The following is a 26,808-nucleotide window of genomic DNA, read 5'->3' on the forward strand; positions in this document are numbered from 1 at the left end:
GCTTTAGTCGGAGAGTAAAACCATGGTCAACAGGTGGCGTGTGCTGGAAGCCGCACGAGAAATTCGCGCAGGCGCGGTGATTGCCTATCCAACCGAGGCGGTCTGGGGCCTGGGCTGCGATCCCTGGAATGAAGAGGCGGTAGATCGGCTGCTGGCGATCAAGAATCGCTCGGTGGACAAAGGCCTGATCCTGGTAGCGGACAATATCCGCCAGTTCGATTTTCTGTTCGAAGACTTCCCGGATACCTGGATCGAGCGCATGGCCAGCACTTGGCCGGGGCCTAATACCTGGCTGGTGCCACATCAGGATCTGTTGCCGGAATGGGTCACCGGCGTGCATGACACGGTGGCGTTGCGGGTCAGTGATCACCCGCTGGTGCGGGATTTGTGCGCGCTGGTGGGGCCACTGATCTCAACATCCGCCAACCCGCAGGGCCGTCCGGCCGCGCGTACGCGGATTCGCGTGGAGCAGTACTTCCGTGGCCAGGTGGACCTGGTGCTGGGTGGCGCCCTGGGCGGGCGCAAGAACCCCAGCCTGATTCGCGACCTGGCAACGGGCGAGGTGGTTCGCCCGTCTTGACCCCCGCACCCGGCTTGTGGCGAGGGCGTTTGCCCATGCTGGCCCGCGAAGCAGGCCCAACCCAGGCAACGCCGTGCGTCAAGGCAACAGGATGGTCGACCCAGTGGTTCTGCGCCCAGACAGCTCTGCCTGCGCCTTGGCCGCATCAGCCAGCGAATACCGCTGGTTGATATCAATGCGTACCTTGCCGCTGTGGATCATCGCAAACAGATCGTCGGCCATTGCCTGCAAATTTTGCGGGTTGTTGGCATAGGTCGCCAGGGTCGGCCGGGTTACATAGAGCGAACCTTTCGCCGCCAGAATCCCCAGGTTGACCCCATCCACCGCGCCCGACGCATTGCCGAAGCTCACCACCAGCCCACGCGGTGCCACGCTGTCCAGTGAGGTCAGCCAGGTGTCCTTGCCGACGCCGTCATACACCACCGGGACTTTTTTGCCGTCGGTCAATTCCAGCACGCGCTGTGCGACATCTTCTTTGCTGTAGTCGATGGTTTCCCACGCGCCGAGGGATTTGGCCACCGCCGCTTTTTCAGGCGAACTCACGGTACCGATCAACTTAACGCCCAGGGCCTTGGCCCATTGGCAGGCCAGCGAGCCCACGCCACCGGCGGCGGCATGGAACAGGATGGTCTCGCCACCCTTCAACTCATAGGTCTGTCGCAGCAGGTACTGCACCGTCAGGCCTTTGAGCATGGCGCCAGCAGCCTGTTCGAAGCTGATGCCATCAGGCAGGTGCACCAGGTTGGCGGCGGGCAGCACGTGAAGTTGGCTATAGGCGCCCAGCGGGCCGCTGCCGTAGGCCACGCGGTCGCCGACTTTGAACTGGGTGACTTCGCTGCCCACCGCATCCACCACGCCGGCCCCTTCCGCGCCCAACCCCGATGGCAGGGAGGGTGGCGCGTAGAGGCCGCTGCGGAAATAGGTGTCGATGAAGTTCAGACCAATCGCCTCATTACGCACGCGAACCTGTTGTGGGCCGGGTTCCGCCGGGGTGTAGTCCACATATTCAAGTACCTCGGGGCCGCCATGGGCACTGAACTGGATACGCTTGGCCATCTGCACTTCTCCTTGGGTCGTTTTCACGAAGGCTCCTATCGGACTCCTAAGCTTGATCTTCGTCAACTGCCGCGCACCTAAGTGCAGTGCTCATTAAGCGCGGTGGTATCCTGTGCGCCCATTTGCCGCCGACGCCTGATGGCCTCGCGTAGCTTTGCCCGATTCAAGGTGATGCCATGACTACCCGCACCGAGGCTGTAAAGGCCTACCTGCTTGACCTGCAAGACCGCATTTGCAGCGCCCTGGAAACCTTCGAGACGGACACTCGCTTTATCGAAGACGCCTGGACCCGGCCTGCCGGCGGTGGCGGTCGCACCCGCGTAATCGCGAACGGCACGGTGATTGAAAAAGGCGGCGTCAACTTTTCCCACGTTTTCGGCAGCGGCCTCCCCCCATCAGCCAGCGCCCATCGCCCTGAGTTGGCCGGTCGCGGGTTTGAAGCGCTCGGTGTGTCGCTGGTGATTCACCCGCACAATCCTCATGTGCCAACGTCCCACGCCAATGTGCGCTTTTTCATCGCGGAAAAAGAAGGTGAAGAAGCGGTGTGGTGGTTCGGCGGCGGCTTCGACCTCACCCCCTACTACGGCAACGAAGAAGACTGCGTCCACTGGCACCGCGTGGCCGAACGAGCGTGTGCGCCGTTTGGCCCCGACGTCTACGCGCGTTACAAGGCCTGGTGCGACAGCTACTTCCATATCAAGCACCGCAACGAACCGCGTGGCATTGGCGGCTTGTTTTTCGATGACTTGAACGAGTGGGGCTTCGACACCTGCTTTGCCTTCATCCGTGCCATCGGCGACGCCTACATCGACGCCTACCTGCCAATCGTGCAGCGCCGCAAGGCCATGGCTTATACCGAGCAACAACGCGAGTTCCAGGAGTTCCGTCGTGGCCGCTACGTCGAGTTCAACCTGGTCTACGACCGTGGGACCTTGTTCGGCCTGCAGTCGGGCGGGCGTACCGAATCGATCCTGATGTCGCTGCCGCCGCAGGTGCGCTGGAGCTATGACTGGAAAGCCGAGCCCGGCAGCGAAGAAGCGCTTCTGACCGATTACTTCCTGCAGGACCGCGACTGGCTCGGCATCGCGGCGCCCAAGGTGGCGAACTGATGGATCGCTATGTCGTCTTTGGCAACCCCATCGGCCACAGCAAATCGCCGCTGATTCACCGCATGTTTGCCGAGCAGACCGGCGAACTGCTGGACTACAGCACGATGCTCGCGCCGCTGGAGGATTTTACCGGCTGCGCCCGTGAGTTTTTTCACCAAGGTCGTGGCGCCAACGTCACCGTGCCATTCAAGGAAGACGCCTATCGCCTGGCTGACACCCTCACCGAGCGCGCCAAGCGCGCCGGTGCGGTGAACACCTTGAGCAAACTCGCCGATGGCACCCTGCTGGGTGACAACACCGACGGCGCTGGCTTGGTGCGCGACCTGACGGTCAACGCGGGGTTGAGCCTCAACGGTAAACGCATTCTGCTGCTGGGCGCCGGCGGCGCGGTGCGCGGGGCGCTGGAGCCGTTGCTGGCCGAGCGACCTTCATCGTTGATCATCGCTAACCGCACCGTGGAAAAAGCCGAATTGCTCGCCGAGTCATTCGACGACCTGGGCCCGGTGTCCGCCAGTGGTTTCGACTGGCTGCGTGAGCCGGTGGACGTGATCATCAACGCCACCTCCGCGAGCCTGTCAGGCGATTTACCGCCGATTGCGAGCAGCCTGATCGAACCTGGCAGGACCTTTTGCTACGACATGATGTACGCCAGGGAATCCACCCCCTTCTGCCACTGGGCCACGCAGCACGGTGCCGCCGTCTCGATGGACGGCCTGGGCATGCTGGTGGAGCAGGCCGCCGAAGCGTTCTTCCTGTGGCGGGGTGTGCGCCCGGCATCGGCGCCGGTGTTGGCTGAATTGCGTCGACAGTTGGCCTGACATTCGCCTCAGTCTTCGAACTGGATGGGGCAGTGATCCGCCCCCTCCAGTTTCTTCAGTTCCTCGACCACCTGCGGTCTGGCCCGACGCAATGTCAGGCTGCGCCCCAACCTGCGCAGGCGCCGCGCTTCCTGGTGCAGCATTTCCACCCCGGAATAGTCGATAAAGTTGATCTGCTGTGCCTCGATCACCACACGCTGGCCCTGCAACCGCTGCAGGCGCACCTGCAGGTAGTGACTGGCGCCGAAAAAGATCGAGCCGCCGACGCGCAGCACATCCTCGTCACCCTCCCGCCAATGCTGGACCCGCGGCTGCGAGGTGCGCTTGAGGTAGAAAAACAGCGAGGCCAGCACGCCGGCGTAAATCGCCGTTTGCAGTTCCAGCAGCAAGGTGGCGACGCAGGTCAGGCCCATCACTGCAAATTCGGCGCGGCTGACGCGGAACAATGCGCGAATACCGCGATGGTCCACCAGGCCCCAGCTGATCAGCAGGATGCTGGCGGCCATGCTGGGGATCGGGATATGTGAGATCAATACCGCGCCAAACAATGCGAACAGCGCCACCCACAGCGCGGAAAACACCCCGGCCAGCGGTGAGCAGGCGCCGGCTTCATAGCTGAGGCCGGAGCGGGTAAACGAACCGGCTGACAGGTACCCGGAGAAAAATCCGCCGATGATGTTGGATAAGCCCTGCGCGCGAACTTCCTGATTCGCATCAAGCAACTGTTGCGAGCGAGCCGACAGCGAGCGCGCAATCGACAGGCTCGTCACCAGCCCCAGCATGCCCACGGCCACGGCGCTCGGCAGCAGACGCAGGATCGTGTCCAGGTCCATCGGCAACGGGCTGAACGGCGGTAATTTGCCCACGAATGAACTGACCCGCGCCACCTGGGCGAACATCGCCGGCCACAACCAGGCCACCACACTGCTCAGGGCCAGGGCGATCAACAGCGTCGGCCAGCGCGGTTTCCAGTATTTGAGCAGTGCCCCCGTCAGCAATGTGCCGAGGCCCAGGGCGAGGGAGGCGTGGTCCCAGTCGCCGCTGTGCTCGATCAGCGCCAGCAGGCTGTTGATCGCCGTGGCCTGGCTGGGTAAATCCAGCCCCAGCAAGTTGGGCAGTTGCCCCAGCGCGATCACCACAGCGGCGCCCAAAGTGAACCCCAGCACTACGGAGTGGGAGACGAAATTGACCAGCGCGCCAAAGCGCAGCATGCCCAGCACCCACTGGAAAACGCCGGCTATAAATGTAAGCAACAGGATCAGGGTGACGTAGTCCTGCGATCCCGGCACGGCCAGAGGACTGACACTGGCATAGAGCACGATGGAAATCGCAGCGGTCGGGCCGCAGATCAGGTGCCACGACGAACCCCAGAGGCAGGCGATCAGTACCGGGATGATCGCGGCGTACAGCCCGTATTCCGGTGGGAGGCCTGCGATCAGCGCGTAGGCAATCGACTGCGGCAATGCCAGCACCGCGCCACTGAGCCCGACCATCGCATCGCGGCCGACGCTGGCCCGGGTCTGCTGCGTCAGCCAGCTGAGGAAGGGAAAGAGTGTGTGGCGATTGAGCCGGGGCATTTATAACTCGGTTGAAAAGGTTTGAATAAGGGTATCAGTACACACTGAAGTGTGTGGGAGGGAACCCTCCCACAATGTCAGCCTTTAGAGTTTGGCTTTTACCGCCGGCAACGCCTCCTGACCGTCCAGGGTTTTTACGCCGTCGAGCCACTTGTCCAGCACCGCCGGGTTCGCCTTGATCCACGCCTTCACCGCATCGGCATTGCTGACTTTGTTGTTGGCGACCTCGGCCATAATGCTGTTCTCCATCTCTTGGGTAAAACTCAAGTTGGTCAGCAGTTTTCCTACGTTCGGGCAGGCCTGTGCATAACCTTTGCGTGTCAGGGTGTAGACGCTGCCGGTGTCACCGAAGTACTTCTCGCCGCCCTTGAGGTAGTGCATTTTCAGTTGCACGTTCATCGGGTGCGGGGTCCAGCCGAGGAACGTGACGAAGCGCTGTCTTTTCACCGCCCGCGACACCTCTGCCAACATCGCCTGTTCGCTGGACTCGATCAGTTTCCACTGGCCGAGGTCGAAGTCATTCTTCTTGATGATCTCCTGCAGCGAGATATTGGCCGGTGCGCCGGAGCCAATGCCGTAGATCTTCTTGTCGAACTTGTCGGCGAATTTATTCAAGTCGGCAAAATCATGCACGCCGGCGTCCCATACATAATCCGGCACGGCGAGGGTGAACTCGGTGCCGTCGAGGTTTTTCGCCAGTTGCACCACGTCGCCGTTGGCCACGAACTTGTCATAGAAGCCTTGCTGCGCGGGCATCCAGTTGCCCATGAACACATCCACCTGACCGTCCTTGAGCCCGCCGAACGTGATCGGCACCGCCAAGGTATCGACCTTGGGTTTGTAGCCCATGCCCGTCAGCAGAAAACCGGTGATGGCATTGGTCGCGGCGATGTCGCTCCAGCCTGGGTCGGCCATCTTCACCGTTTCGCAACGGGTGTCTGCGTACACGTTGGCACTGCTCAGCGCCAGGATGCCCAGTACTACTGTTAATTTTTGCATGGCCTTCCCTCTGTCGTTATTGGTCTTGGCAGGGTTGTGGATAACGTGCCTTGCGCTCCAGGTCGTCGAGGTCGATATGGTTGCGCATGTATTGCTGACTGGCGTCGACCAGTGGCTGGTGGTCCCAGCTCTTCAGCTTGCCGTGGGTCAGCGCCTCGAACACCAGGCGCCGACGGCGTTGGCTGGCGAGCACCTGCTGGTGGATCGCCGGGATGTCCCATTTAGCCCGCGCTTCACTCAAAAACGCCTCGAACAGTGTTCGGTGTTCCGGTGACTGACTGAGGTTTTCCCGCTCGTGCGGGTCGTTGTGTACATCGAACAGCAGACAAGGGTCGTCCTCGCTGTAGATGAATTTGTAGGCACCCCGGCGGATCATCATCAGCGGGCTGATGGTGCCTTCGGCCATGTACTCGCCGAATACTTCGTCATGGCCGCCCTGCCCTTGCAGATGCGGAACCAGTGAGCGGCCGTCCAGCGGCAGGCGTGGGTCCAGTTCGCCACCGGCCAGTTCCACCAGGGTCGGCAACAGGTCGGCGGTGGACACCGCGGCGCTGACCCGGCCCGCCGCGAATTGCCCCGGCGCGTACACCAGCAGCGGCACGCGGGCGGCCATTTCGAACCAGTGCATTTTGTACCAGAGGCCGCGCTCGCCGAGCATGTCGCCGTGGTCGCCGGAGAACACGATCAGGGTGTCGTCGGCCAGACCGGTGTCTGCCAGGGTTTGCAGAAGTTTGCCGACATTGCTGTCGATGTAACTGCACGCACCGAAGTAGGCGCGGCGGGCGTCGCGGATCTTATCCACAGGCAGCGGCTTGTTCCACAGGTCATAGACCTTGAGCAGACGCTGGGAATGCGGGTCGAGATCGCCTTGGGCCGGTGTAGCAGGCAATGGGATATCAGCGTCGTCGTACAAATCCCAGAACGGCTTGGGAATCGTGTACGGGTCGTGGGGGTGGGTCATCGATACGGTGAGGCAGAACGGTTGATTGCCGTCTTCGCGGATATGGTCGAACAGGTACTGCTGGGCCTTGAACACCACCTCTTCGTCGAAATCCAACTGGTTGGTACGCACGCATGGGCCGGCCTGCAGCACCGAGGACATGTTGTGGTACCAGCTGGGGCGTACGTGCGGCTCGTCCCAGTTCACCGCCCAGCCATAGTCGGCGGGGTAGATGTCGCTGGTCAGGCGTTCTTCGTAGCCGTGCAATTGGTCGGGGCCGCAGAAGTGCATCTTGCCCGACAGCGCGGTGCGGTAGCCGAGGCGGCGTAGGTAGTGGGCATAGGTCGGTACATCGGCGGGAAAATCGGCCGCGTTGTCGTAGGCGCCGATCTTGCTCGGCAACTGGCCGCTGACCAGGGTGAAACGCGAGGGCGCGCACAGCGGGCTGTTGCAATACGCGGCGTCGAACACCACACCCTGGGCGGCGAGACGGCTGAGGTTGGGCAACTTGATCGGCGAGGCGCCGTAGAAAGGCAGCAGCGGCGCGGCCATTTGGTCGGCCATGATGAAAAGAATGTTCTTGCGCTTCATGGGTTATCGGCATTCCATAGGCGGTGTTTATGCCAATGAGCATGCGGCCCACGTAAAACGGGGTAAAGCCCATGAATTGCAATGTCTAGGATAAGCACAGCTTATGTATGAAGCGTTGGGTGATTTGTCTCTCGATTTGCTGCGCGCATTCGAAGCCGCTGCGCGCCACCGCAGTTTTACCGCCGCGGCGATGGAATTGGGCACCACCCAGCCGGCGATCAGCCAGCAGATCAAGCGCCTGGAAGAACAATTGGCGATCCGCCTGTTCGACCGCATCTACCGTGGCATCGAACTGACCGACGCCGGCGCGCTGTTGTTCGAGCACGTTCAGGGCGGCTTGCAGGCGATCAACCAAGGCTTGGGTGTTATCACCCAGCATAGCCAGCACGAAGTGCTGCAAGTGGCCACTGACTTCGCCTTCGCCGCCTACTGGCTGATGCCGCGCCTGCACCGCTTCCACCAGGCCAACCCGCAGGTGGATGTGAGCCTGGTGACCAGCGAACGCAACCACGCCACGTTGCGCAGCGATATCGACGTGGCGGTGCTGTTCGGCGATGGTCGCTTCAAGCAGGGTGACAGCCTGTGGTTGTTCAACGAGGAAGTCTTCCCGGTGTGCAGCCCGCAGTGGCTCAAGGCTCAGGCTACGCGAATAAGCGTGCAGGACCTGCCCGACTGCCCCCTGCTGCACCTGCGCCAGGAAAACAACAGCCAGTGGTTCGACTGGAGCGGCGTGTTTCGCGAGCTGGGCCTCAGCGCCGCGCCCACGCCAGGTCAGTTGCGCTTCGACAACTACACCTTGCTGATCCAGGCGGCGATCGCCGGCCAGGGCGTGGCCATTGGCTGGCGTCACTTGGTGGATAACCTGCTGGAACAGAACTGGCTGTGCCGGCCGTTCAGCGACACCGTCATTTCGCGCTTTGGCTATTACGTGGTGCAACCGCAGCGCAAACGCCGGGGGCAACTGGTGGAGCGCTTCGTCGATTGGCTGCTGGCCGAGCAAGCCAGCAGCGCGCAATCGCTGACCGGACTGGCCCTGCCCTCGATTGCGGTCTAGCATCTGGCGCACGTCGTCATCGGAGCCGGTCATGCACCGTATCAAGGGTTATCACGCTCATATCTACTTTGATGCCAACACGCTCGAGCAGGCGCGCGCCTTGTGCGAGGACGCGGCCAAGCTCTTCCCGCTGCGCATGGGCCGCGTGCATGAACGCCCCGTTGGCCCTCACCCCGACTGGAGCTGCCAACTGGCCTTTGACGCCGAATACATCGGCGTGATGCTGCCGTGGCTGGCGCTGCATCGAAATGGGCTGGTGGTGTTCCTGCATCCCAATACCGGCGATGACTTGAAGGACCACACCGACTACGCGATCTGGATGGGGGCGATGCGCGAGTTGGATCTGTCGGTTTTCTAACCTCTTCTTGAAGGATGCAAGTGCTGACATTCCCGAGGGTTTGTAGGACTTTGCTCGTCAATTTCCCACTATATGGGAGTCATATTTATATATTGAGATATTTCACGGCATAGGTTTATAGTCGCCCATCTGCTTTTTTCAGCACCCACTCATTTTCAGGTGAAGCGATGCAGGCGCAATTGATCGCGCTCGATTGGGGAACCAGCTCCCTTCGTGCTTACAAACTCGGCCCCGCAGGCGTGGTGCTGGAACAACGCTCGCTGGCGTCGGGCATCATGCATTTGCCCACAGAAGCCCGGGAAATTGCCGGCGTGCGCTGCGCCGACGGGTTTGAGTTGGCCTTCGATACGGCGTGTGGTGACTGGCTCGACGCCGAGCCACACTTGCCGGTGATTGCGTGCGGCATGGTTGGCAGCGCCCAGGGCTGGAGTGAAGCGGCGTATCGCAATACGCCGGTGGACGTTGCCAGCCTGGGCAAAGCCCTGCACGCCGTACGCAGCCTGCGTGGCGTGACGGTACACATCGTACCCGGCGTGATCGAGCAAGGCGGCTTGCCCAACGTGATGCGCGGCGAAGAAACCCAGGTGCTGGGCGTGCTGCGCAGCCTGCCGACCGGCGGTGAAGTGTTGATCGGCCTGCCCGGCAGCCACTCCAAGTGGGTCGAGGTGGTCGGTGGCTGCATCACCCACTTCGATACCTTCATGACCGGCGAGGTGTTCGCGATTCTCGGCAAGCACAGCCTCCTCGGCCGCACGCAGCAGACACCCGAACGCTTCCAGGCCGACGCCTTTGATCGCGGTGTGCAAGTGGCGCGCTCCCAGGACGGCCAGCGCGGTCTGCTGTCGACCCTGTTCAGCGCCCGCACCCTGGGCCTGACCGGCGAACTGGCGGCCGATCAGCAACCGGACTACCTCTCCGGCCTGATGATCGGTCATGAGCTGTCCGGCCTGCCCGACCGCGCCCGGCACACCCCGATCATTCTGGTCGGCGCCGGCGCTTTATGCGCGCGCTACCAACGCGCCCTCGCCCTCTGCGGTTTTGCCCATGTCAGCTTGGCTGAAGAAGCCACCGAGCACGGCCTGTGGCAACTGGCCGTGGCAGCCGGGCTCACTCAACCTGTATCGGAGGCCTGACATGCTCAAGCAAGCACTCGCACAAAACGGTCTGATCGCAATTCTGCGCGGCCTGCGCCCGGACGAAGCCCAGGCGGTCGGCCAGGTGCTGTACGACGCCGGTTTTCGCGTGATCGAAGTTCCGCTCAATTCACCGGACCCCTACACCAGCATCCGCACCCTGCGCGACAGCCTGCCCGCCGATTGCCTGATCGGCGCCGGCACCGTGCTGACGCCCGAGCAGGTGGAGCAGGTAAAGGCCGCCGGTGGCCAGGTGATCGTCATGCCCCACAGCGATGCCAAGGTCTTGCGCGCTGCCAAGGCGGCTGGCCTGTACCTGTCGCCGGGCGTGGCCACGCCCACCGAAGCCTTTGCCGCACTGGCCGAAGGCGCCGACGTCTTGAAGCTGTTCCCGGCCGAGCAAATGAGCCCGGCGGTGATCAAGGCGTGGCTGGCGGTATTGCCGGCGGGCACGTTGCTGCTGCCGGTGGGCGGTATTACCCCGGACAACATGCAGGTGTTCACCGACGCCGGCGCCAAAGGGTTCGGGCTGGGTTCCGGGTTGTTCAAACCGGGTATGACCGTGGATCAGGTAGCGAGCCGCGCCCAGGCTTATGTCGCCGCCTGGAAAGCCCTGAGCTGAGTTCAAGTTCCGCGCCCCTGGCGCTGCATCTACAAGAGAGATAACAGATGAAAATCACCAAACTGACGACCTTTATCGTCCCGCCTCGCTGGTGCTTCCTGAAAATCGAAACCGACCAGGGCGTGACCGGCTGGGGTGAACCCGTGGTCGAAGGCCGCGCCCATACCGTGGCCGCCGCCGTCGAAGAATTGTCCGACTACCTGATCGGCAAAGACCCGCGCAACATCGAAGATATCTGGACTGTGCTCTATCGCGGCGGCTTCTATCGTGGCGGCGCGGTGCACATGAGTGCGCTGGCCGGTATCGACCAGGCTCTGTGGGACATCAAGGGCAAGGCCCTCGGCGTGTCCGTCAGCGACTTGCTGGGTGGCCAGGTGCGCGACAAGATCCGCGTGTACTCCTGGATCGGCGGCGACCGCCCCGCCGACACCGCCCGCGCCGCCAAAGACGCCGTGGCCCGCGGCTTCACTGCGGTAAAAATGAACGGCACCGAAGAACTGCAATTCCTCGACAGCTTTGAAAAGGTCGACCTGGCCCTGGCCAACGTCGCCGCCGTGCGTGATGCGGTCGGCCCCAACGTCGGCATTGGCGTCGACTTCCATGGCCGCGTGCACAAGCCAATGGCCAAGGTGCTGATGAAGGAGCTGGACCCGTACAAGCTGATGTTCATCGAAGAGCCGGTGCTCAGCGAAAACTACGAAGCGCTCAAGGAACTGGCGCCGCTGACCAGCACCCCGATCGCCCTGGGCGAGCGCCTGTTCTCGCGTTGGGACTTCAAGCGTGTGCTGAGCGAAGGCTATGTCGACATCATCCAGCCCGACGCGTCCCACGCGGGCGGCATCACCGAAACGCGCAAGATCGCCAACATGGCCGAAGCCTATGACGTGGCCCTGGCCCTGCACTGCCCGCTGGGCCCGATCGCGCTGGCGGCGTGCCTGCAGCTGGATGCGGTTTGCTACAACGCGTTTATCCAGGAGCAGAGCCTGGGCATCCATTACAACGAGAGCAACGACCTGCTCGACTACGTGCGCGACCCCGGCGTGTTCGACTATGACCAGGGCTTCGTCAAGATCCCCAACGGGCCGGGCCTGGGCATTGAGATCAACGAAGAGTACGTGATCGAACGCGCTGCCATCGGCCACCGCTGGCGCAACCCGATCTGGCGCCACGCCGACGGCAGTTTCGCCGAGTGGTGATGCTCATCTGAAGACACCCGGTAAAAAATCTGGGAGGGGGCAAGCCCCTCCCATATCAAATCGATTTCTTCAGTAAGACTTGTCCTCAATAAACATAAGAAGAGACTTCCCCCATGCAACCTGAATCCTTGACCGGGCAGGCTCCTTTAGTCACGCCCAGCCGAAAGCGCTACTTCATCATGGTGCTGCTGTTTATCACCGTGGTGATCAATTACCTGGACCGCAGCAACCTGTCGATTGCGGCCCCCGCCCTGACCAGTGACCTGGGCATTGACCCGGTGCATGTCGGCCTGATTTTCTCGGCGTTCGGCTGGACCTACGCCGCCATGCAGATCCCCGGCGGCTGGCTGGTGGATCGGGTGCCGCCGCGCATCCTCTATACCGTGGCCCTGCTGCTGTGGTCCATTGCAACCGTCATGCTCGGCTTTGCCGCCAGCTTCATCGCCCTGTTTGTCCTGCGCATGGCGGTCGGTGCGCTGGAAGCGCCGGCCTACCCGATCAATAGTCGCGTGGTCACCAGCTGGTTTCCCGAGCGTGAACGCGCCACGGCGATCGGCTTCTACACCTCCGGTCAATTCGTCGGGCTGGCGTTTCTGACGCCGGTGCTGGCCTGGCTGCAGCACCACTATGGCTGGCACATGGTGTTTGTGGTCACCGGTGGCGTCGGCATCCTGTGGGCGGCGATCTGGTACGCGGTGTACCGCGAACCACGTGATTTCAAAGGCATCAACCAGGCCGAAATCGACCTGATCCGCGACGGCGGCGGGCTGGTGGACCTCAGCACCCAAGCGGCCAAGACCAAGGCGCCGTTCAGCTGGGTCGACCTGGGGATTGTCCTGAGCAAACGCAAATTGTGGGGGATTTACCTGGGGCAGTTCTGCCTGAACTCCACGCTGTGGTTCTTCCTGACCTGGTTCCCGACGTATCTGGTGAAGTACCGCGGCATGGACTTCATCAAGTCCGGCATGCTCGCGTCGCTGCCGTTTCTCGCGGCATTCGTCGGAGTACTGTGTTCCGGGCTGTTTTCCGACTGGCTGATCCGTCGCGGCGCAAGCGTGGGCTTTGCGCGCAAGTTGCCGATCATCAGCGGGCTGCTGATCTCCACGGCGATCATCGGCGCCAACTTCGTCGAATCGACCCCGCTGGTCATCGCCTTCCTGGCCGTGGCGTTCTTCGGCAATGGGCTGGCTTCGATCACCTGGTCGCTGGTCTCCACCCTCGCCCCGGCGCGGTTGCTGGGCCTGACCGGTGGGGTGTTCAACTTCATCGGCAACCTAGCGGCGATTACCACGCCAATCGTTATCGGCTTCCTCGCCAGCGGTGATTCGTTTGCGCCGGCGATCACTTACATCGCAGTGCTGGCGTTGTTGGGGGCTTTGTCCTACGTGCTGCTGGTGGGCAAGGTCGAGCGCATCGAGCTGTAGGCCAGTCATCGCAGTGGCGAGGGAGCAACTCCCTCGCCACAGTCACAGTCGTCAGACTCGCCCGTTGTTACGCGTGCGGCACCGACATTTCATTGCGGAACACATTCAACGGGTCCCATCGCTGCTTGGTTCGGCGCAGGCGGCTCTCGATAATGGTGTTGGGGAAGAAGATCCCATACCACGAGGGGTTCTTGCCATTCGCCGGATCGCCGCCGAGATAGGTCATGTCCAGGTCCGGGTAGTTGATGTAGCAGCCCTCGAACTCCGGATCGTCCGGCACGCCGTTGGTGAATGCCGCTTTGAAAAGCCCACGGATCCAGTCGGCGTGGGCCTGGTCCGCCCCGTCGTCCGCCGTGTGCCAGTAACATTGCGGCTGCCACTTGAGGTACGAGGAGCGCTGAGCGGCGGATGTCTGCGCCAGGATCGGGCCTTCCATCTCGTTGATGCGCCCGCCGAACGATTGGATCTGGATCAGGCTCTGGGTCAACTGCTGCTCAGGGTCCGGCCAGTTCAGCGTGGCCCAGATCGCATCCAGCACGCGCTGGGTGAATTCGCCTTTCTGATACGCCGATTTATAGCGACCGCGTTGATTGTCACCGGAGCCGTTGAGCGATTGGGTGGCGTACAGCCAGTCCAGTTGCCGCGCCGCTTTTCGGGCATCCTGCAGAGAAGTAATGCGGCGCCCCCTTTGCCCATCGCGCGGTTGATGCACCACGTGGAACGGCACCAGCGACTGCCTCGGGCTCACGCCCACGGCGGTCAGTAGGCTGAGCACGAAGTCGTCGAAGGGTGCCCGGTCATCGAGTTGACCGTTCTTGTCGACATAGTGAATACCCAACGTCACGTTGCCGGTATTGAGGTGGCGCATCTCCAGCTTGGTCGACAGGCCCCAGGTATTGGGGTTTGCCTGATTGTCCGCGAACCATTTTTGATAGGCCCGCAGCAGGCGCTCCAAAGCCGGACGGGTCAGTTGCGCCCAATCCCATTCCAATGCCAGCCAAAGCACCTGAGTGGGCGCCGGTGGCAGGGCCTTGAAGTAATAACTGGTAATAATGCCGAACTGCCCACCTCCGGCACCGCAGCAAGCGGCGAACAGGTCCAGCTCAGCGCTATCGGTGCTGTCCCGGGACACATGCACAGGCACAAGGCCCGTTCCACCGACGTTGGCCACCAGCAGGTCAACGCCGTCCAGCCAGTCGCAGACCAGCCCGTGTTTGCGCGACAGCAACCCATAACCGCCGCCGCAGATATGCCCGCCAAGCCCCACCGAATAGCAGGAGCCGCTTGGCAGGGTTTTATTTGCCCTCTTATAAAGTGCGACGGTGGTGTCCCAGTTCTGGCAACCGGGTTCCAGGCGGACGCTGTAGCGACGAGGTGAGCCCGGCACCAGCATTGACCCTATCTGTCCGGACGGGTCGTAGGCGACTTGGTTCATTTGCCCGATATCCAGGATCGACAGGCTCTCGTGCGGCACTCCGGGCATCACGTTAGCGACAAACCCTTCATAACAATGACCGCCACTTCGCACCGTGATGCGGCCATTGGGCATGGCCAAGGCTTGCGCGGCGGCGTCGATGATGTCCTGCGGGTTGTGGCACAGGTAGATAAGGTTGGCGCCATTGGGCGAGGATTGGCCCTGGACGTTGCCCAGCGGCCAGCGCAGGTTGAAACCCTTCTGCAAGGCGGCATGACGGGGGTCTGAAGGCGGGACGAGATCAAATGCCATGATGTGCTCCGTGGGAGACGATAATGACTTCTGATGCAACTAACTTAACGACCGACAGCGCAAGAACGGCGGGGCTTGCAGAGGTGGTTAGACAGCAATAGGCACGAAGTGCGTTGAAGGTGGGGCGCAATGCCCACCTTCAGCCTAGCCTAGATCAGTCGGGAGCCTGAGGCCTTTACTTACGAGCGTTACGTACACCTTCCGACAACGCTGCGCAGTGGCTGAGCACACCATCGATAGCCTGCCGGTCGCTGCCGGCGGTGGCGATGTGATCGATCAACGCCGAGCCCACTACCACACCGTCCGCCAACCGGGCGATGGCGGCGGCCTGTTCCGGTGTGCGAATGCCGAAACCGATGCTGATCGGCAGGTCGGTATGGCGGCGCAGGCGTGTCACGGCTTCTTCGACATGTTCCAGGGTGGCGGCGCCGGCGCCGGTCACGCCGGCCACCGACACGTAATACACAAAACCGGAGCTGCCGTTGAGCACGGTCGGCAGGCGTACGTCATCGGTGGTCGGTGTGGTCAGGCGGATGAAGTCGATGCCTGCGGCCTGCGCCGGGTCGCACAGCTCGCGGTTATGCTCAGGTGGCATGTCTACCACAATCAGGCCGTCTACCCCGGCGTTCTTGGCATCGGCGATGAACGCAGGCACGCCGTATTTGTGGATCGGGTTGAAATAGCCCATCAATACCAACGGTGTTTCGTCGTTGTCCTTGCGGAACTCACGCACCATCTGCAGGGTTTTCGCCAGGTTCTGCTTGGCCTCCAGCGCGCGGATGTTGGCCAGCTGAATGGCCGGCCCGTCCGCCATCGGGTCGGTGAAGGGCATGCCCAGTTCGATCACATCGGCGCCGGCGCCGGGCAACCCTTTGAGGATCGCCAGCGAGGTGTCATAACCCGGGTCGCCGGCAGTGACGAAAGTCACCAGGGCGGCGCGGTTTTGTTCCTTGAGTTGCGCAAAGCGGGTTTGCAGGCGGCTCATTTAGTGTTTCTCCTGCTGGGACTGTTCCATGTGATGCATCACGGTCTGCATGTCTTTATCGCCACGGCCGGACAGGTTAACCACCATCAGGTGATCTTTCGGCAAGGTCGGTGCGCGTTTGAACACTTCGGCCAAGGCATGGGCGCTTTCCAGTGCAGGAATAATCCCTTCCAGGCGGCAGCATTTGTGGAAGGCGTCGAGGGCTTCGTCGTCGGTCACCGAGGTGTATTGGACGCGGCCGATGTCATGCAACCAGGCGTGTTCCGGGCCGATGCCGGGGTAGTCCAGGCCGGCGGAAATCGAGTGGGCGTCGATGATCTGGCCATCGTCGTCCTGCAACAGGAAGGTGCGGTTGCCGTGAAGTACGCCGGGTACGCCGCCGTTGAGGCTGGCGGCGTGCTTGCCGGTCTCGATGCCGTGGCCGGCCGCTTCGACGCCGATGATGTCCACGCTCTTGTCGTCCAGGAACGGGTGGAACAGGCCCATGGCGTTGGAGCCGCCGCCGATGCACGCCACCAGGCTGTCCGGCAGGCGGCCTTCCTGGGCTTGCAGCTGCGTGCGGGTCTCCTTGCCGATCACGGCCTGGAAGTCGCGGACCATTGCAGGGTATGGGTGTGGACCCGCTACGGTGCCGATCAGGTAGAAAGTGCTGTCGACGTTGGTGACCCAGTCGCGCAGGGCTTCGTTCATGGCGTCTTTGAGGGTGCCGGTGCCGGCAACCACCGGAATCACTTCGGCGCCCAATAGCTTCATGCGGAACACGTTGGCCTGCTGGCGCTCGATGTCGGTGGTGCCCATGTAAATCACGCATTGCAGGCCGAAACGCGCGGCTACCGTGGCGGTGGCCACGCCGTGCATGCCGGCGCCGGTCTCGGCGATGATGCGTTTTTTGCCCATGCGTCGCGCCAGCAGGATCTGACCGATGCAGTTATTGATTTTGTGCGCGCCGGTGTGGTTCAGCTCTTCGCGCTTGAGGTAGATCTTGGCGCCGCCGCAGTATTCGGTCAGACGTTCGGCAAAATACAGCGGGCTTGGGCGACCAACGTAGTCGCGCTGGAAGTAGGCCAATTCCTCGTTGAATGCCGGATCAATCTTTGCCGCTTCGTATTCGCGGGCCAGGTCGAGGATCAACGGCATCAGGGTTTCAGCGACGTAGCGGCCGCCGAACGCGCCAAACAGGCCGCTGGCGTCTGGGCCGTTGCGTAGGTCGGTCTGGGACTGAGTCATGGGACGCTCCAGGAAAGAGTTCGTGTGGGAAGCAATGTGGGCCACTCTACCCCTCACATCCGCGGCTGAAAACCGATAAGATCGCTGCAACCTGTCAGGAAAACTCACAGATGAGCCGAGACCTTCCACCCCTCAACGCCCTGCGCGCGTTTGAAGCCACCGCGCGCCTCAACAGCGTCAGCCAGGCCGCTGAGCAACTGCATGTGACCCACGGGGCAGTCAGTCGCCAATTGAAGGTGCTCGAAGAACACTTGGGCGTCAGCCTGTTCGTCAAGGAGGGGCGTGGCCTTAAACTCACAGATGCGGGCGTGCGGCTGCGCGATGCCAGCGGCGAAGCGTTCGAGCGTTTGAGAGACGTGTGTGCGGAACTCACCCAGACCGGCGCCGACGCCCCCTTCGTACTCGGCTGTTCGGGCAGTTTACTGGCACGCTGGTTGATTCCGCGCCTTGGCCGCCTGAACGCTGACTTGCCGGACCTGCGCCTGCACTTGTCGGCGGGTGATGGTGATCTGGACCCGCGTCGTCCGGGGTTGGATGCGTTGCTGGTGTTCGCCGAACCGCCGTGGCCGGCCGATATGCAGGTATACGAGTTGGCCAGTGAGCGTATCGGCCCGGTCATGAGCCCGCGATTCAGCGGTTATGAGCGTCTGCGTCAGGCGCCTGCGTCGGCGTTGTGCGGTGAAGCGCTGCTGCACACCACGTCACGGCCCCAGGCGTGGCCCAGTTGGGCGCAGCAATACGGCATCGCACCGAATGCGTTGAAGCACGGGCAAGGGTTCGAGCATTTGTATTATTTGCTGGAGGCGGCTGTGGCCGGGCTGGGGGTGGCGATCGCGCCGCAGCCGCTGGTGGCGCAAGATCTGCTGGCCGGTCGCCTGGTGGCGCCTTGGGGGTTCAGCGAAACCCTGGCGCACCTGGCATTGTGGCTACCCAAGCGCGCCGCGGATGGGCGCGCCCGGCAGCTGGCGCAATGGCTCAAGACAGAGCTGTCGCGCCAACCGATTCAGTCACCGCGCTTGCACAGCAAGTAAGCCGCCAGCAGACCCAGCGCGCCAACGGCAACGCCGGCAGTGGTCCAAGGGTGCTCTTGCGCGTAATCGCGAGTTGCCACGCCGGTTTCGCGCAATTTCACTTTGCTTTCTTCATAGGCATCGGTGATCAGATGACGGGAGTGCTTGAGCGCATTCTCGGCATTGCTTTTCAGGGCCTTCAAGGTTTTGCGCGACTCATCCGACGCATCGTCCTTGAGGCTTTCAAGGGACTTGAGCAGGCTCGAAATCTCGGCTTCCATGCTTTCCAGCGACGCTTTGCGTAAAGAAGTGTTAGCCATGTGGATTCTCCTGAAGTGATTGAGTGGCGTGTGTAGATACCGACTGCTGGGTTTTCAGAAAGTGCAGTAAATCTGAACTTTCAGGTAGGAACGGTCGCCTGAAGCAGTACGGATATTGACTGCTAGGCTTCTTAAACATCCCTCAGGAGAAACCCCATGACCGATCACCACACTTACAAAAAAGTTGAACTGGTAGGTTCGTCCACCACCACTATCGAGGATGCGATCCAGAACGCATTGGCCGAGGCCAGCAAAAGCCTCAAGCACCTGGAATGGTTTGAAGTGACTGAAACGCGCGGTCATATCGAAGATGGCAAGGTCGCCCACTATCAGGTCACTCTGAAGGTGGGATTCCGAATTGCCAGCAGTTGATCCTGTGAGTTGAACTTGCTGACTGGCCGATTGCCATAACCTGCGCTACAACGTTCGGGTGCCGATGCCAATGCGTCGGCACGTTCTATTGGATCAGCGCAAGGAAGTAACGGATGAAGAAGCTTCTGTTAGCCGTAGGTTTGTTGAGCCTGGCAGGTACCGCCCTGGCGGCGGGCAAGTCGTGTGAAGACCTCAAAAGTGAAATTGCGGCGAAAATCGACGCCAAAGGGGCTTCGGGCTATTCGCTGGAAGTCGTCGACAAAGGCGCTTCTACCGACGCCAAAGTGGTCGGCACTTGCGAGGGCGGCACCAAGGAAATCGTCTACAAACGCGGTTAACCCCGTGTTGCAGACATAAAAAACCGACGCGGGTGCGTCGGTTTTTTTTCGACTGGGGTTAGGTCAGCCCTTCATCAGCTGCGCCAGCAACTCGTAGGAATGAATCCGGTCCGCGTGCTCGTACAGGTCGCAGGTGAAGATCAACTCATCCGCGCCGGTCTGTTCGATCAGCACCTCGAGCTTGGCGCGAATCTTCGCCGGGCTGCCGACCATGGCCAGGCCGAGGAAGCTGCCGACCGCGTCCTTTTCATGGGGCAGCCATAGGCCATCCATGCTTTTCACCGGTGGGCGCTGCACCAGACTTTGGCCGCGCATCAGCGCGAGAATGCGCTGGTAGACGGAGGTCGCCAGGTAATCGGCCTGTTCGTCGGTATCGGCCGCCACCAGCGGAATGCCCAGCATCACGTAGGGTTTGTCCAACACAGCCGAAGGCTTGAAGTGATTGCGGTACACGCGAATCGCTTCGTGCATTAAACGGGGTGCGAAATGGGAGGCGAAGGCGTAGGGCAAACCACGCTCGCCGGCCAGTTGCGCGCTGAACAGGCTCGAACCCAGCAGCCAGACAGGCACGTTGGTACCGGTGCCGGGGACGGCGATAACCCGTTGGTCGGGGGTGCGCGGGCCCAGGTAGGCCATCAGTTCGGCCACGTCCTCGGGGAAATCGTCAGCGCTGCCGGAGCGCTCACGGCGCAGGGCGCGGGCGGTCATCTGGTCGGAACCGGGGGCGCGACCCAGGCCCAGGTCAATGCGGCCCGGGTACAGGCTTTCGAGGGTGCCGAATTGCTCGGCGATTACCAGCGGCGCGTGATTGGGCAGCATCACACCGCCGGAACCGACACGAATCGTCGAGGTGCCACCGGCCAGATACCCCAGCAACACCGAAGTGGCCGAGCTGGCGATGCCGTCCATATTGTGGTGTTCGGCTACCCAGAAACGGTTGTAGCCGAACTTTTCCACATGCTGAGCCAGGTCCAGGGAATTGCGCAGCGATTGTGCCGGGCTACCATTGGCGCGTACGGGCACCAGGTCGAGGGCGGAAAACTTAACGTCGGACAGCGATTTCATAAGCCTGCTTCTCCAATTGAGGGCGCAGGCTTTTAAGACGAACCAAAACCTGCCGCTTCATGTGCATCCTCCATGCAATGAGGGCATATACCCGAGATTCAATAGCTGGCCTGAAATTTCCTACTAAACTGCTGGGTTTCTCTTACAAGATGAACTTTGCCCGAGCATCTATCCTCAGAACCTTACTGAAGCAAAACCACCGTTCGAGGAGAAAGCTATGAGTATTGTTAAAAAGGCATCCGCGCATTGGGAAGGTGATCTGAAGACTGGTGTGGGCTCCATCTCCACCGAAACCGGTGTGCTGCGCGAAGCGCCCTACGGCTTCAAGGCCCGTTTCGAGGGCGGCAAGGGCACCAACCCGGAAGAGCTGATCGGTGCGGCCCATGCGGGCTGTTTCTCCATGGCGTTTTCCATGATTCTGGGCGATGCGGGCCTCAAGGCCGACAGCATCGACACCCAGGCCGACGTGACGCTGGATCAGGTCGAAGGGGGTTTTGCGATCACCGCCGTACACCTGACGCTCAAAGCCAAGATCCCAGGCGCCAGCCAGGCGCAATTCGATGAATTGAGCAAAAAGGCCAAGGAAGGGTGCCCGGTGTCCAAGGTTCTGAATGCAACCATCACTCTGGATGGCACGCTGGTTAACTGACACAACAGGTCCAAGGTGGGAGGGGCAAGCCTGCTCCCCCACTTTGTGCTGCGTTAAATAAGAACTCCCGTTTCGCACCTGTGGTCCTATACCCTATGCAGCCTAGGCGCACACTCGTGCGCAATGCATTCAGGGAGCTTCAACCATGAAACGTTTTGCCTTGGCGATCATCTGCGGTGTGTTGGCCACATCGGCCGTGGCCGCTCCAAAAGATTGTGAAGAGCTCAGGAAAGAGATCGAAGTGAATATCCAGGCCAAGGCGATTCCGTCCTACACCCTGGAAATCATCACCACCGAAGAAGCCAAGAACCACGACAGTGCCATGATTGTTGGCTCGTGCGAAAACGGCACCAAGCGCATCATCTACCAGAAGAACAACGACTGATCAGAGGCAGTTCACACTGCGTTCCTCTGCCAGCAACTGGCGGGCGGAGTCATACAGTCGGATGTTGGGCGTAAAGGCCAGCGAGCGGCCTTCCAGCACATAGCGTTGGCCAGCCTGGAAGTGGTCGTACTGCAACGTCATGAAGCAGGTTCGATATTGCATCTGGCTGAGCCCTCCCAGCCCGCCACCCGCCGGTACCTCAAAGTCAAAGCGCACCATCAGCTCGTGGGCGCCGGTTGGTATCTGGAAGTAGCGTCCGTCTTCGAGATTCTTGCCGTCCAGACGCTGTGCCATCAACAGTTTGGCGCCTGGTGTGGGGGTGATGAAATCGACCCATGCCTGATGCGGGTCGGCGGGCGGTACCGGTGTCGTTGTGCAGGCACTCGAGAGCAAGGCAACAACGGCAACTAAGAACAGGCGCATGGCAAAGTCTCAATGCAGGGGGACGTTTGAGTATAAACACCTCTGGACGTGGAAAATTCCCGCGCGGCACGCCAGTCTGGCGCACAGGGTATCCAGGAGCAGTCGGAACATGATCAGGCGTTTACTTACAGGGGGGTTGGCCGTGCTGCTCGGCGGGTGCTCCAGCGTCAGTTACTACAGCCAATTGGCGAGCGGCCAATGGCAGTTATTACGTGCCCGCGAGCCGGTGGCTCAGGTAATCAGTGACCCGACGCGCCCGCAGGTACTGCGCGACCACCTGGTGCAAGCACAAAAAGCGCGCACCTTCGCCAGCGAACACCTGCACCTGCCTGACAACCTGAGTTACCGGTTGTACGCAGACATCGGCCGTCCCTATGTGGTCTGGAATGTCTTCGCCACGCAGGAATTTTCTCTGACGCCTCAAAACCATTGCTTTCCCATCGCCGGCTGTGTGGCCTATCGCGGCTATTACAACCAGGGCGCGGCGCGTGGCGAGGCGGCGGTGTTGAAGTTACAGGGCATGGACGTGGCAATCGGCGGCGTGGAGGCGTATTCCACTTTAGGATGGTTCGATGACCCGATCATGAATTCGATGATGAACTGGGGCGACGAGCGGCTGGCCACGTTGATTTTTCATGAGCTCGCTCACCAGCGTTTCTATGTGAAAGACGACACTGAGTTCAACGAGTCCTTTGCCACCTTTGTCGAGCAGGAAGGCACCCGCCAGTGGCGGGCTGCGCGCAGCCTGGCACCGCTCAGCGATGCACAGGCGCAGCAACGTGACCAGTTTATCCGCTTGATCCTGGACACCCGTCACCGCCTGGAAAAACTCTACGCGCAGCCTCTGGCCCCGGACGTGATGCGTCAGGCCAAAGCGGCGCAGTTCGAGCAATTGCGCCGCGACTACCGGCAACTGCGCGACACCCAATGGGCCGGTGACAAACGCTATGACGCCTGGGTCAACCAACCTATGAACAACGCAAGGCTGTTGCCGTTCGGGCTGTATGACCAATGGGTGCCGGCGTTTGCGGCGTTGTTTGCGCAGCAACAGGGGGATTGGGTGAAGTTCTACGCCGCGGTGGAAAAGTTGGGCGAGTTGCCGGTGGTGCAGCGTAAGGCTGCGTTGAGGCAGTTGGAGGGTGTGGGTCTGTAGGGCCTCATCGGGGGCAAGCCCCGTCCCACCTTTTTAGGCTGCACAGCTTGCCCCCGATGACGATTTTTAAGGCCGCTGCAAAAACGCCCGGTGCATCGCGGCCAATGTCTCGAAATGCCAGGTCGGCGCTTCGGCATTCAATTCTTCAAAGCTGCCAAAACCATACCCCACCGCCGCCGAATCCAGCCCATTGCTGCGGGCGCCGATCAGGTCGTGCTTGCGATCGCCGATCATCAAGGTGCTGGCCGGGTCCAGGCCCTCTTCTTTCATCAGGTGCGCAAGCAGCTCGACTTTATCGGTGCGCGTGCCGTCCAGTTCGCTGCCGTAAATCACCTTGAAATGCTTGGCAAAGTCGAAATGACGGGCAATTTCCCGGGCAAATTCCCACGGCTTGGAGGTGGCGATGTACAACTGACGCCCTTGCTGGTTGAGTGCCTCCAGCAATGGCATCACGCCGTCAAATACGCGGTTTTCATACAGCCCGGTAACCTTGAAGCGTTCGCGATAGTAATTCACCGCGTCCCAGGCCCTGGCTTCATCGAAGTCATAGAACTGCATAAAGGCTTGCAGTAACGGCGGACCGATGAAATGTTCCAGCCGGGTCAGGTCCGGTTCATCGATACCCAACTTGGCGAGGGCGTACTGGATCGAACGGGTGATGCCTTCGCGCGGGTCGGTGAGGGTGCCGTCCAGGTCGAACAGCACGGTGGAGTAATGCAGGCTCATCGGTCGAATCCTTCAGCCAGGTGCAGGTCTTTGAGCTTCACGTAGTTCGCTGCGCTGTAGGTGAAAAAGGCGCGTTCCTTGTCAGTCAGCGCACGGACTTGTTTGACCGGGCTGCCGACATACAAAAAACCGCTCTCCAGCGTCTTGCCCGGCGGCACCAGGCTGCCGGCGCCGATGATCACGTCATCTTCCACCACCGCGCCGTCCATCACGATGCTGCCCATGCCGATCAGAATACGGCTGCCAACCGTACAGCCATGCAGCATGACCTTGTGGGCGATGGTCACATCGTCGCCGATCAGCAGCGGAAAACCGTCGGGGTTGAAGGGCCCGGCGTGGGTGATGTGCAGCACGCAGCCATCCTGGATGCTGGTGCGCGCGCCGATACGGATGCGGTGCATGTCGCCGCGAATCACCGTCAGCGGCCATACGGAGCTGTCGGGGCCGATTTCGACATCGCCGATCACCACCGCCGACATATCGACAAAAGCCCCGGCGCCCAGGGTTGGCGTGTGGTTCTGATAGGTGCGAAGGGTCACGATAGCTTCTCTCTCTTCTGCTGATAGCTGCGGTGGGCATTGATTGTAATTAAGATGGCCCCATCTTTGTTCTTACATGTTTCTCCAGCCAAGGTGCCCACCGTGAGCGCGAACAACCCTCTTCTGCAGCCCTACGACCTGCCGCCGTTCTCGGCGATCCGTGCCGAGCACGTTCAGCCGGCCATCGAACAGATCCTCGCCGACAACCGCGTTGCCATCGAAGGCATCCTGCAAAGCCAAGGGAAAAATCCGACATGGGCAGGCCTGGTCCTGGCTATGGATGAACTTAATGACCGCCTGGGCGCAGCCTGGAGCCCGGTGAGCCACCTCAACGCCGTGTGCAACAGCGCCGAACTGCGTGAAGCTTACGAGGCGTGCCTGCCGGCATTGAGTGCTTATTCCACTGAAATGGGCCAGAATCGCGAGTTGTTCCAGGCCTTCGAAGCCTTGGCCAACAGCCCGGAAGCCGCAGGCTTCGACGTGGCGCAAAAAACCATCCTGGAACACTCCCTGCGCGACTTCCGCCTGTCGGGTATCGATCTGCCGCCCGAGCAGCAAAAACGTTATGCCGAAGTGCAAAGCAAACTCTCCGAGCTGGGCAGCAAGTTTTCCAACCAATTGCTCGACGCTACCCAGGCCTGGACCAAGCACGTCACCGATGAAGCCACCCTCGCTGGCCTGACCGACTCGGCCAAGGCGCAGATGGCCGCCGCCGCTCAGGCCAAGGGCCTCGACGGTTGGCTGATCACCCTGGAATTCCCTAGCTACTATGCGGTGATGACCTACGCTCAGGACCGCGCCCTGCGTGAAGAAATTTACGCTGCCTACTGCACCCGTGCGTCGGATCAGGGCCCGAATGCCGGCCAGAACGATAACGGCCCGGTGATGGAACAGATCCTGGATCTGCGTCAGGAACTGGCCAGCCTGCTGGGCTACGCCTCGTTCTCCGAACTGAGCCTGGCCACCAAAATGGCCGAGTCCAGCGACCAGGTGCTGAGCTTCCTGCGTGACCTGGCCAAGCGCAGCAAGCCGTTTGCAGCCCAGGATCTGGAGCAGCTCAAGGCCTACGCCGCCGAACAGGGTTGCGCCGATTTGCAGAGCTGGGACAGCGGGTATTACGGCGAAAAGCTGCGCGAGCAGCGCTACAGCGTTTCCCAGGAAGCCCTGCGCGCCTACTTCCCGATCGACAAGGTGCTCAGCGGCCTGTTCGCTATCGTGCAGCGCCTGTATGGCATCGAGATCGCCGAGCAAAAAGGCTTCGACACCTGGCACCCGGACGTTCGCCTGTTTGAAATCAAGGAAAACGGCCAGCACGTCGGGCGCTTCTTCTTTGACCTGTACGCCCGCGCCAACAAGCGCGGCGGTGCCTGGATGGACGGTGCGCGCGACCGTCGCCGCACTGTCGATGGCGTGCTGCAAAGCCCGGTGGCCAATCTGGTGTGCAACTTCACCCCGGCCGACAGCGGCAAGCCTGCTCTGCTGACCCATGATGAAGTCACCACGCTGTTCCACGAATTCGGCCACGGCCTGCACCACCTGTTGACCCGTGTCGAACACGCCGGTGTCTCCGGGATCAACGGCGTGGCGTGGGATGCGGTGGAGTTGCCGAGCCAGTTCATGGAGAACTGGTGCTGGGAGCCGGAAGGCCTGGCGCTGATCTCCGGCCACTATGAAACCGGCGAACCACTGCCCCAGGACCTGCTGGAAAAGATGCTCGCGGCGAAGAACTTCCAGTCCGGCCTGATGATGGTGCGGCAACTGGAGTTCTCGCTGTTCGACTTCGAATTGCATGCCACTCATGGCGATGGTCGCAGCGTGGCCCAGGTGCTTGAAGGCATACGTGACGAGGTTTCGGTCATGCGTCCGCCGGCCTACAACCGGTTCCCCAACAGCTTTGCGCACATCTTCGCCGGTGGTTATGCAGCGGGTTATTACAGCTACAAATGGGCCGAAGTGCTGTCGGCGGATGCCTTCTCCAAGTTTGAAGAAGAAGGCGTGCTGAATGCTGAAACCGGCCGTGCGTTCCGCGATGCGATCCTGGCGCGTGGCGGTTCCCAGGCGCCGATGGTGCTGTTCGTCGATTTCCGCGGCCGCGAGCCGTCCATTGACGCACTGTTGCGTCACAGCGGCCTGAGTGAGGATGCAGCAGCATGAGCGAAGGGCCTGTGATCACCAAAAAGCAATTTATCGCCGGGGCCGTGTGCCCCGCGTGCAGCGAGCCGGATAAGTTGAAAATGTGGACCGAGGACAGCGTGCCCCATCGCGAATGCGTGGCCTGCGGCTACACCGATACGCTCAATGACCAAGGCTTGTCGGTGCCCAAGGAATTGGGCACGCGGGTTAATACCTCAGCGCTGAAAGTGCCGGACCCAAAGGTGCAGGCGGTGCAATTCTTTCCAAATCCGAAGTTGAAAAAGGACTGAGCACACCCAG

General features: G+C 61.3%; 29 protein-coding genes. 17 read left to right on the forward strand and 12 right to left on the reverse strand.

The features are described 5' to 3' along the window. The first annotated feature begins 22 nt into the window (after positions 1-22). Positions 23-580: an L-threonylcarbamoyladenylate synthase gene (locus PSH94_RS00100; RefSeq protein ID WP_027608149.1), complete on the forward strand. Its 558-nt coding sequence runs from the start codon at positions 23-25 to the stop codon at positions 578-580. A 78-nt stretch (positions 581-658) separates the two neighbouring features. Here PSH94_RS00100 and PSH94_RS00105 read toward each other — a convergent pair whose 3' ends face one another. Then, positions 659-1,636 carry a quinone oxidoreductase gene (locus PSH94_RS00105; protein ID WP_305437756.1) on the reverse strand — a complete coding sequence of 326 codons (978 nt, stop codon included), beginning with the start codon at positions 1,634-1,636 and terminating at the stop codon, positions 659-661. A gap of 176 nt (positions 1,637-1,812) precedes the next feature. On the opposite strand from PSH94_RS00105, the gene hemF reads away from it, so the two are divergent. Together hemF and aroE are read left to right on the forward strand one after the other, a co-directional pair. Further along, positions 1,813-2,745 carry an oxygen-dependent coproporphyrinogen oxidase gene (gene hemF / locus PSH94_RS00110; RefSeq protein WP_253509860.1) on the forward strand — a complete coding sequence of 311 codons (933 nt, stop codon included), beginning with the start codon at positions 1,813-1,815 and terminating at the stop codon, positions 2,743-2,745. Continuing rightward, complete coding sequence (aroE, locus tag PSH94_RS00115) at positions 2,745-3,563, forward strand: shikimate dehydrogenase (RefSeq protein ID WP_181077482.1); 819 nt, start codon at positions 2,745-2,747, stop codon at positions 3,561-3,563. The genes hemF and aroE overlap by 1 nt, the downstream gene beginning before the upstream one ends. 8 nt (positions 3,564-3,571) lie before the next feature. Here aroE and PSH94_RS00120 read toward each other — a convergent pair whose 3' ends face one another. From PSH94_RS00120 to betC, 3 genes are all read right to left on the reverse strand, one after another. Beyond that, positions 3,572-5,140 (reverse strand): SulP family inorganic anion transporter, encoded by a 1,569-nt coding sequence (locus tag PSH94_RS00120; protein WP_305436040.1) that lies wholly within the window; start codon positions 5,138-5,140, stop codon positions 3,572-3,574. Between the two features lie 84 nt (positions 5,141-5,224). Next, positions 5,225-6,139: a choline ABC transporter substrate-binding protein gene (gene choX / locus PSH94_RS00125; RefSeq protein WP_253509862.1), complete on the reverse strand. Its 915-nt coding sequence runs from the start codon at positions 6,137-6,139 to the stop codon at positions 5,225-5,227. A 16-nt stretch (positions 6,140-6,155) separates the two neighbouring features. Next, positions 6,156-7,670: a choline-sulfatase gene (gene betC / locus PSH94_RS00130; protein ID WP_181077477.1), complete on the reverse strand. Its 1,515-nt coding sequence runs from the start codon at positions 7,668-7,670 to the stop codon at positions 6,156-6,158. 103 nt (positions 7,671-7,773) lie between these two features. Between betC and PSH94_RS00135 the strand changes: the two genes are divergently transcribed. From PSH94_RS00135 to PSH94_RS00160, 6 genes are all read left to right on the forward strand, one after another. After that, complete coding sequence (locus PSH94_RS00135; RefSeq protein WP_266245231.1) at positions 7,774-8,724, forward strand: LysR family transcriptional regulator; 951 nt, start codon at positions 7,774-7,776, stop codon at positions 8,722-8,724. A gap of 31 nt (positions 8,725-8,755) precedes the next feature. Further along, positions 8,756-9,082, forward strand: coding sequence for a DOPA 4,5-dioxygenase family protein (locus PSH94_RS00140; protein WP_181077474.1), 327 nt, complete (start codon positions 8,756-8,758; stop codon positions 9,080-9,082). A 167-nt stretch (positions 9,083-9,249) separates the two neighbouring features. Then, positions 9,250-10,215: a 2-dehydro-3-deoxygalactonokinase gene (locus PSH94_RS00145; RefSeq protein WP_253509864.1), complete on the forward strand. Its 966-nt coding sequence runs from the start codon at positions 9,250-9,252 to the stop codon at positions 10,213-10,215. Position 10,216: 1 nt separating this feature from the next. Further along, on the forward strand, positions 10,217-10,837 hold the full coding sequence (locus PSH94_RS00150; RefSeq protein WP_305436041.1) for a 2-dehydro-3-deoxy-6-phosphogalactonate aldolase: 621 nt from the start codon (positions 10,217-10,219) through the stop codon (positions 10,835-10,837). A 47-nt stretch (positions 10,838-10,884) separates the two neighbouring features. Further along, entirely contained in the window at positions 10,885-12,033 is a 1,149-nt protein-coding gene (dgoD, locus tag PSH94_RS00155; RefSeq protein WP_181077468.1) for a galactonate dehydratase, read from the forward strand. Between the two features lie 113 nt (positions 12,034-12,146). Further along, positions 12,147-13,457, forward strand: a complete 1,311-nt coding sequence (locus PSH94_RS00160) for an MFS transporter (RefSeq protein ID WP_181077467.1) — start codon at positions 12,147-12,149, stop codon at positions 13,455-13,457. Positions 13,458-13,524: 67 nt separating this feature from the next. Here PSH94_RS00160 and PSH94_RS00165 read toward each other — a convergent pair whose 3' ends face one another. The 3 genes from PSH94_RS00165 to trpB all read right to left on the reverse strand — a co-directional run bounded on the left by PSH94_RS00165 (position 13,525) and on the right by trpB (position 17,395). Further along, entirely contained in the window at positions 13,525-15,183 is a 1,659-nt protein-coding gene (locus PSH94_RS00165) for a BBE domain-containing protein (protein WP_305436042.1), read from the reverse strand. 175 nt (positions 15,184-15,358) lie between these two features. Then, positions 15,359-16,168: a tryptophan synthase subunit alpha gene (gene trpA / locus PSH94_RS00170; protein ID WP_181077464.1), complete on the reverse strand. Its 810-nt coding sequence runs from the start codon at positions 16,166-16,168 to the stop codon at positions 15,359-15,361. Beyond that, positions 16,169-17,395: a tryptophan synthase subunit beta gene (gene trpB / locus PSH94_RS00175; RefSeq protein WP_181077462.1), complete on the reverse strand. Its 1,227-nt coding sequence runs from the start codon at positions 17,393-17,395 to the stop codon at positions 16,169-16,171. Between the two features lie 110 nt (positions 17,396-17,505). Between trpB and PSH94_RS00180 the strand changes: the two genes are divergently transcribed. Further along, complete coding sequence (locus tag PSH94_RS00180) at positions 17,506-18,426, forward strand: LysR family transcriptional regulator (RefSeq protein WP_305436043.1); 921 nt, start codon at positions 17,506-17,508, stop codon at positions 18,424-18,426. Here the strand turns inward: PSH94_RS00180 and PSH94_RS00185 are convergent. Continuing rightward, positions 18,399-18,725, reverse strand: a complete 327-nt coding sequence (locus PSH94_RS00185) for a YqjD family protein (protein ID WP_034101663.1) — start codon at positions 18,723-18,725, stop codon at positions 18,399-18,401. The two genes, PSH94_RS00180 and PSH94_RS00185, sit on opposite strands and share 28 nt — an antisense overlap. Positions 18,726-18,881: 156 nt before the next feature. Here PSH94_RS00185 and PSH94_RS00190 point away from each other — a divergent pair, with 156 nt between their 5' ends. Then, positions 18,882-19,097 carry a dodecin gene (locus tag PSH94_RS00190; RefSeq protein WP_076952195.1) on the forward strand — a complete coding sequence of 72 codons (216 nt, stop codon included), beginning with the start codon at positions 18,882-18,884 and terminating at the stop codon, positions 19,095-19,097. Positions 19,098-19,210: 113 nt separating this feature from the next. Then, a complete protein-coding gene (locus PSH94_RS00195; protein WP_181077459.1) occupies positions 19,211-19,435 on the forward strand; it encodes a DUF1161 domain-containing protein in 225 nt (74 codons plus the stop codon). 63 nt (positions 19,436-19,498) lie between these two features. Here the strand turns inward: PSH94_RS00195 and PSH94_RS00200 are convergent, their stop codons facing one another. Next, positions 19,499-20,500, reverse strand: coding sequence for an LLM class flavin-dependent oxidoreductase (locus tag PSH94_RS00200; protein WP_181077457.1), 1,002 nt, complete (start codon positions 20,498-20,500; stop codon positions 19,499-19,501). 217 nt (positions 20,501-20,717) lie between these two features. Here PSH94_RS00200 and PSH94_RS00205 point away from each other — a divergent pair, with 217 nt between their 5' ends. Both PSH94_RS00205 and PSH94_RS00210 read left to right on the forward strand, forming a co-directional pair. After that, a complete protein-coding gene (locus PSH94_RS00205) occupies positions 20,718-21,149 on the forward strand; it encodes an OsmC family protein (RefSeq protein WP_181077456.1) in 432 nt (143 codons plus the stop codon). 145 nt (positions 21,150-21,294) lie between these two features. Beyond that, positions 21,295-21,534: a DUF1161 domain-containing protein gene (locus tag PSH94_RS00210; RefSeq protein ID WP_305436044.1), complete on the forward strand. Its 240-nt coding sequence runs from the start codon at positions 21,295-21,297 to the stop codon at positions 21,532-21,534. Here PSH94_RS00210 and PSH94_RS00215 read toward each other — a convergent pair whose 3' ends face one another. Continuing rightward, the gene (locus PSH94_RS00215; RefSeq protein WP_181077455.1) at positions 21,535-21,957 is read right to left on the reverse strand and encodes a hypothetical protein; all 423 of its coding nucleotides are present in this window, start codon (positions 21,955-21,957) and stop codon (positions 21,535-21,537) included. A gap of 109 nt (positions 21,958-22,066) precedes the next feature. Between PSH94_RS00215 and PSH94_RS00220 the strand changes: the two genes are divergently transcribed. Continuing rightward, complete coding sequence (locus PSH94_RS00220) at positions 22,067-23,110, forward strand: aminopeptidase (RefSeq protein WP_181077454.1); 1,044 nt, start codon at positions 22,067-22,069, stop codon at positions 23,108-23,110. A 66-nt stretch (positions 23,111-23,176) separates the two neighbouring features. On the opposite strand, the gene PSH94_RS00225 is transcribed toward PSH94_RS00220, so the two are convergent. After that, on the reverse strand, positions 23,177-23,836 hold the full coding sequence (locus tag PSH94_RS00225) for an HAD family hydrolase (RefSeq protein ID WP_181077453.1): 660 nt from the start codon (positions 23,834-23,836) through the stop codon (positions 23,177-23,179). Beyond that, positions 23,833-24,375 (reverse strand): gamma carbonic anhydrase family protein, encoded by a 543-nt coding sequence (locus PSH94_RS00230; RefSeq protein WP_181077452.1) that lies wholly within the window; start codon positions 24,373-24,375, stop codon positions 23,833-23,835. Before PSH94_RS00230 ends, PSH94_RS00225 begins: the two co-directional genes overlap by 4 nt. 54 nt (positions 24,376-24,429) lie before the next feature. On the opposite strand from PSH94_RS00230, the gene prlC reads away from it, so the two are divergent. Continuing rightward, the gene (gene prlC, locus PSH94_RS00235) at positions 24,430-26,529 is read left to right on the forward strand and encodes an oligopeptidase A (RefSeq protein ID WP_181077451.1); all 2,100 of its coding nucleotides are present in this window, start codon (positions 24,430-24,432) and stop codon (positions 26,527-26,529) included. Continuing rightward, entirely contained in the window at positions 26,526-26,798 is a 273-nt protein-coding gene (locus PSH94_RS00240) for a YheV family putative zinc ribbon protein (protein ID WP_181077450.1), read from the forward strand. Before prlC ends, PSH94_RS00240 begins: the two co-directional genes overlap by 4 nt. Positions 26,799-26,808: the final 10 nt, after the last annotated feature.

Origin of the sequence: Pseudomonas sp. FP2254 (assembly GCF_030687695.1) — a bacterium.
GTDB lineage: Bacteria > Pseudomonadota > Gammaproteobacteria > Pseudomonadales > Pseudomonadaceae > Aquipseudomonas > Aquipseudomonas quebecensis.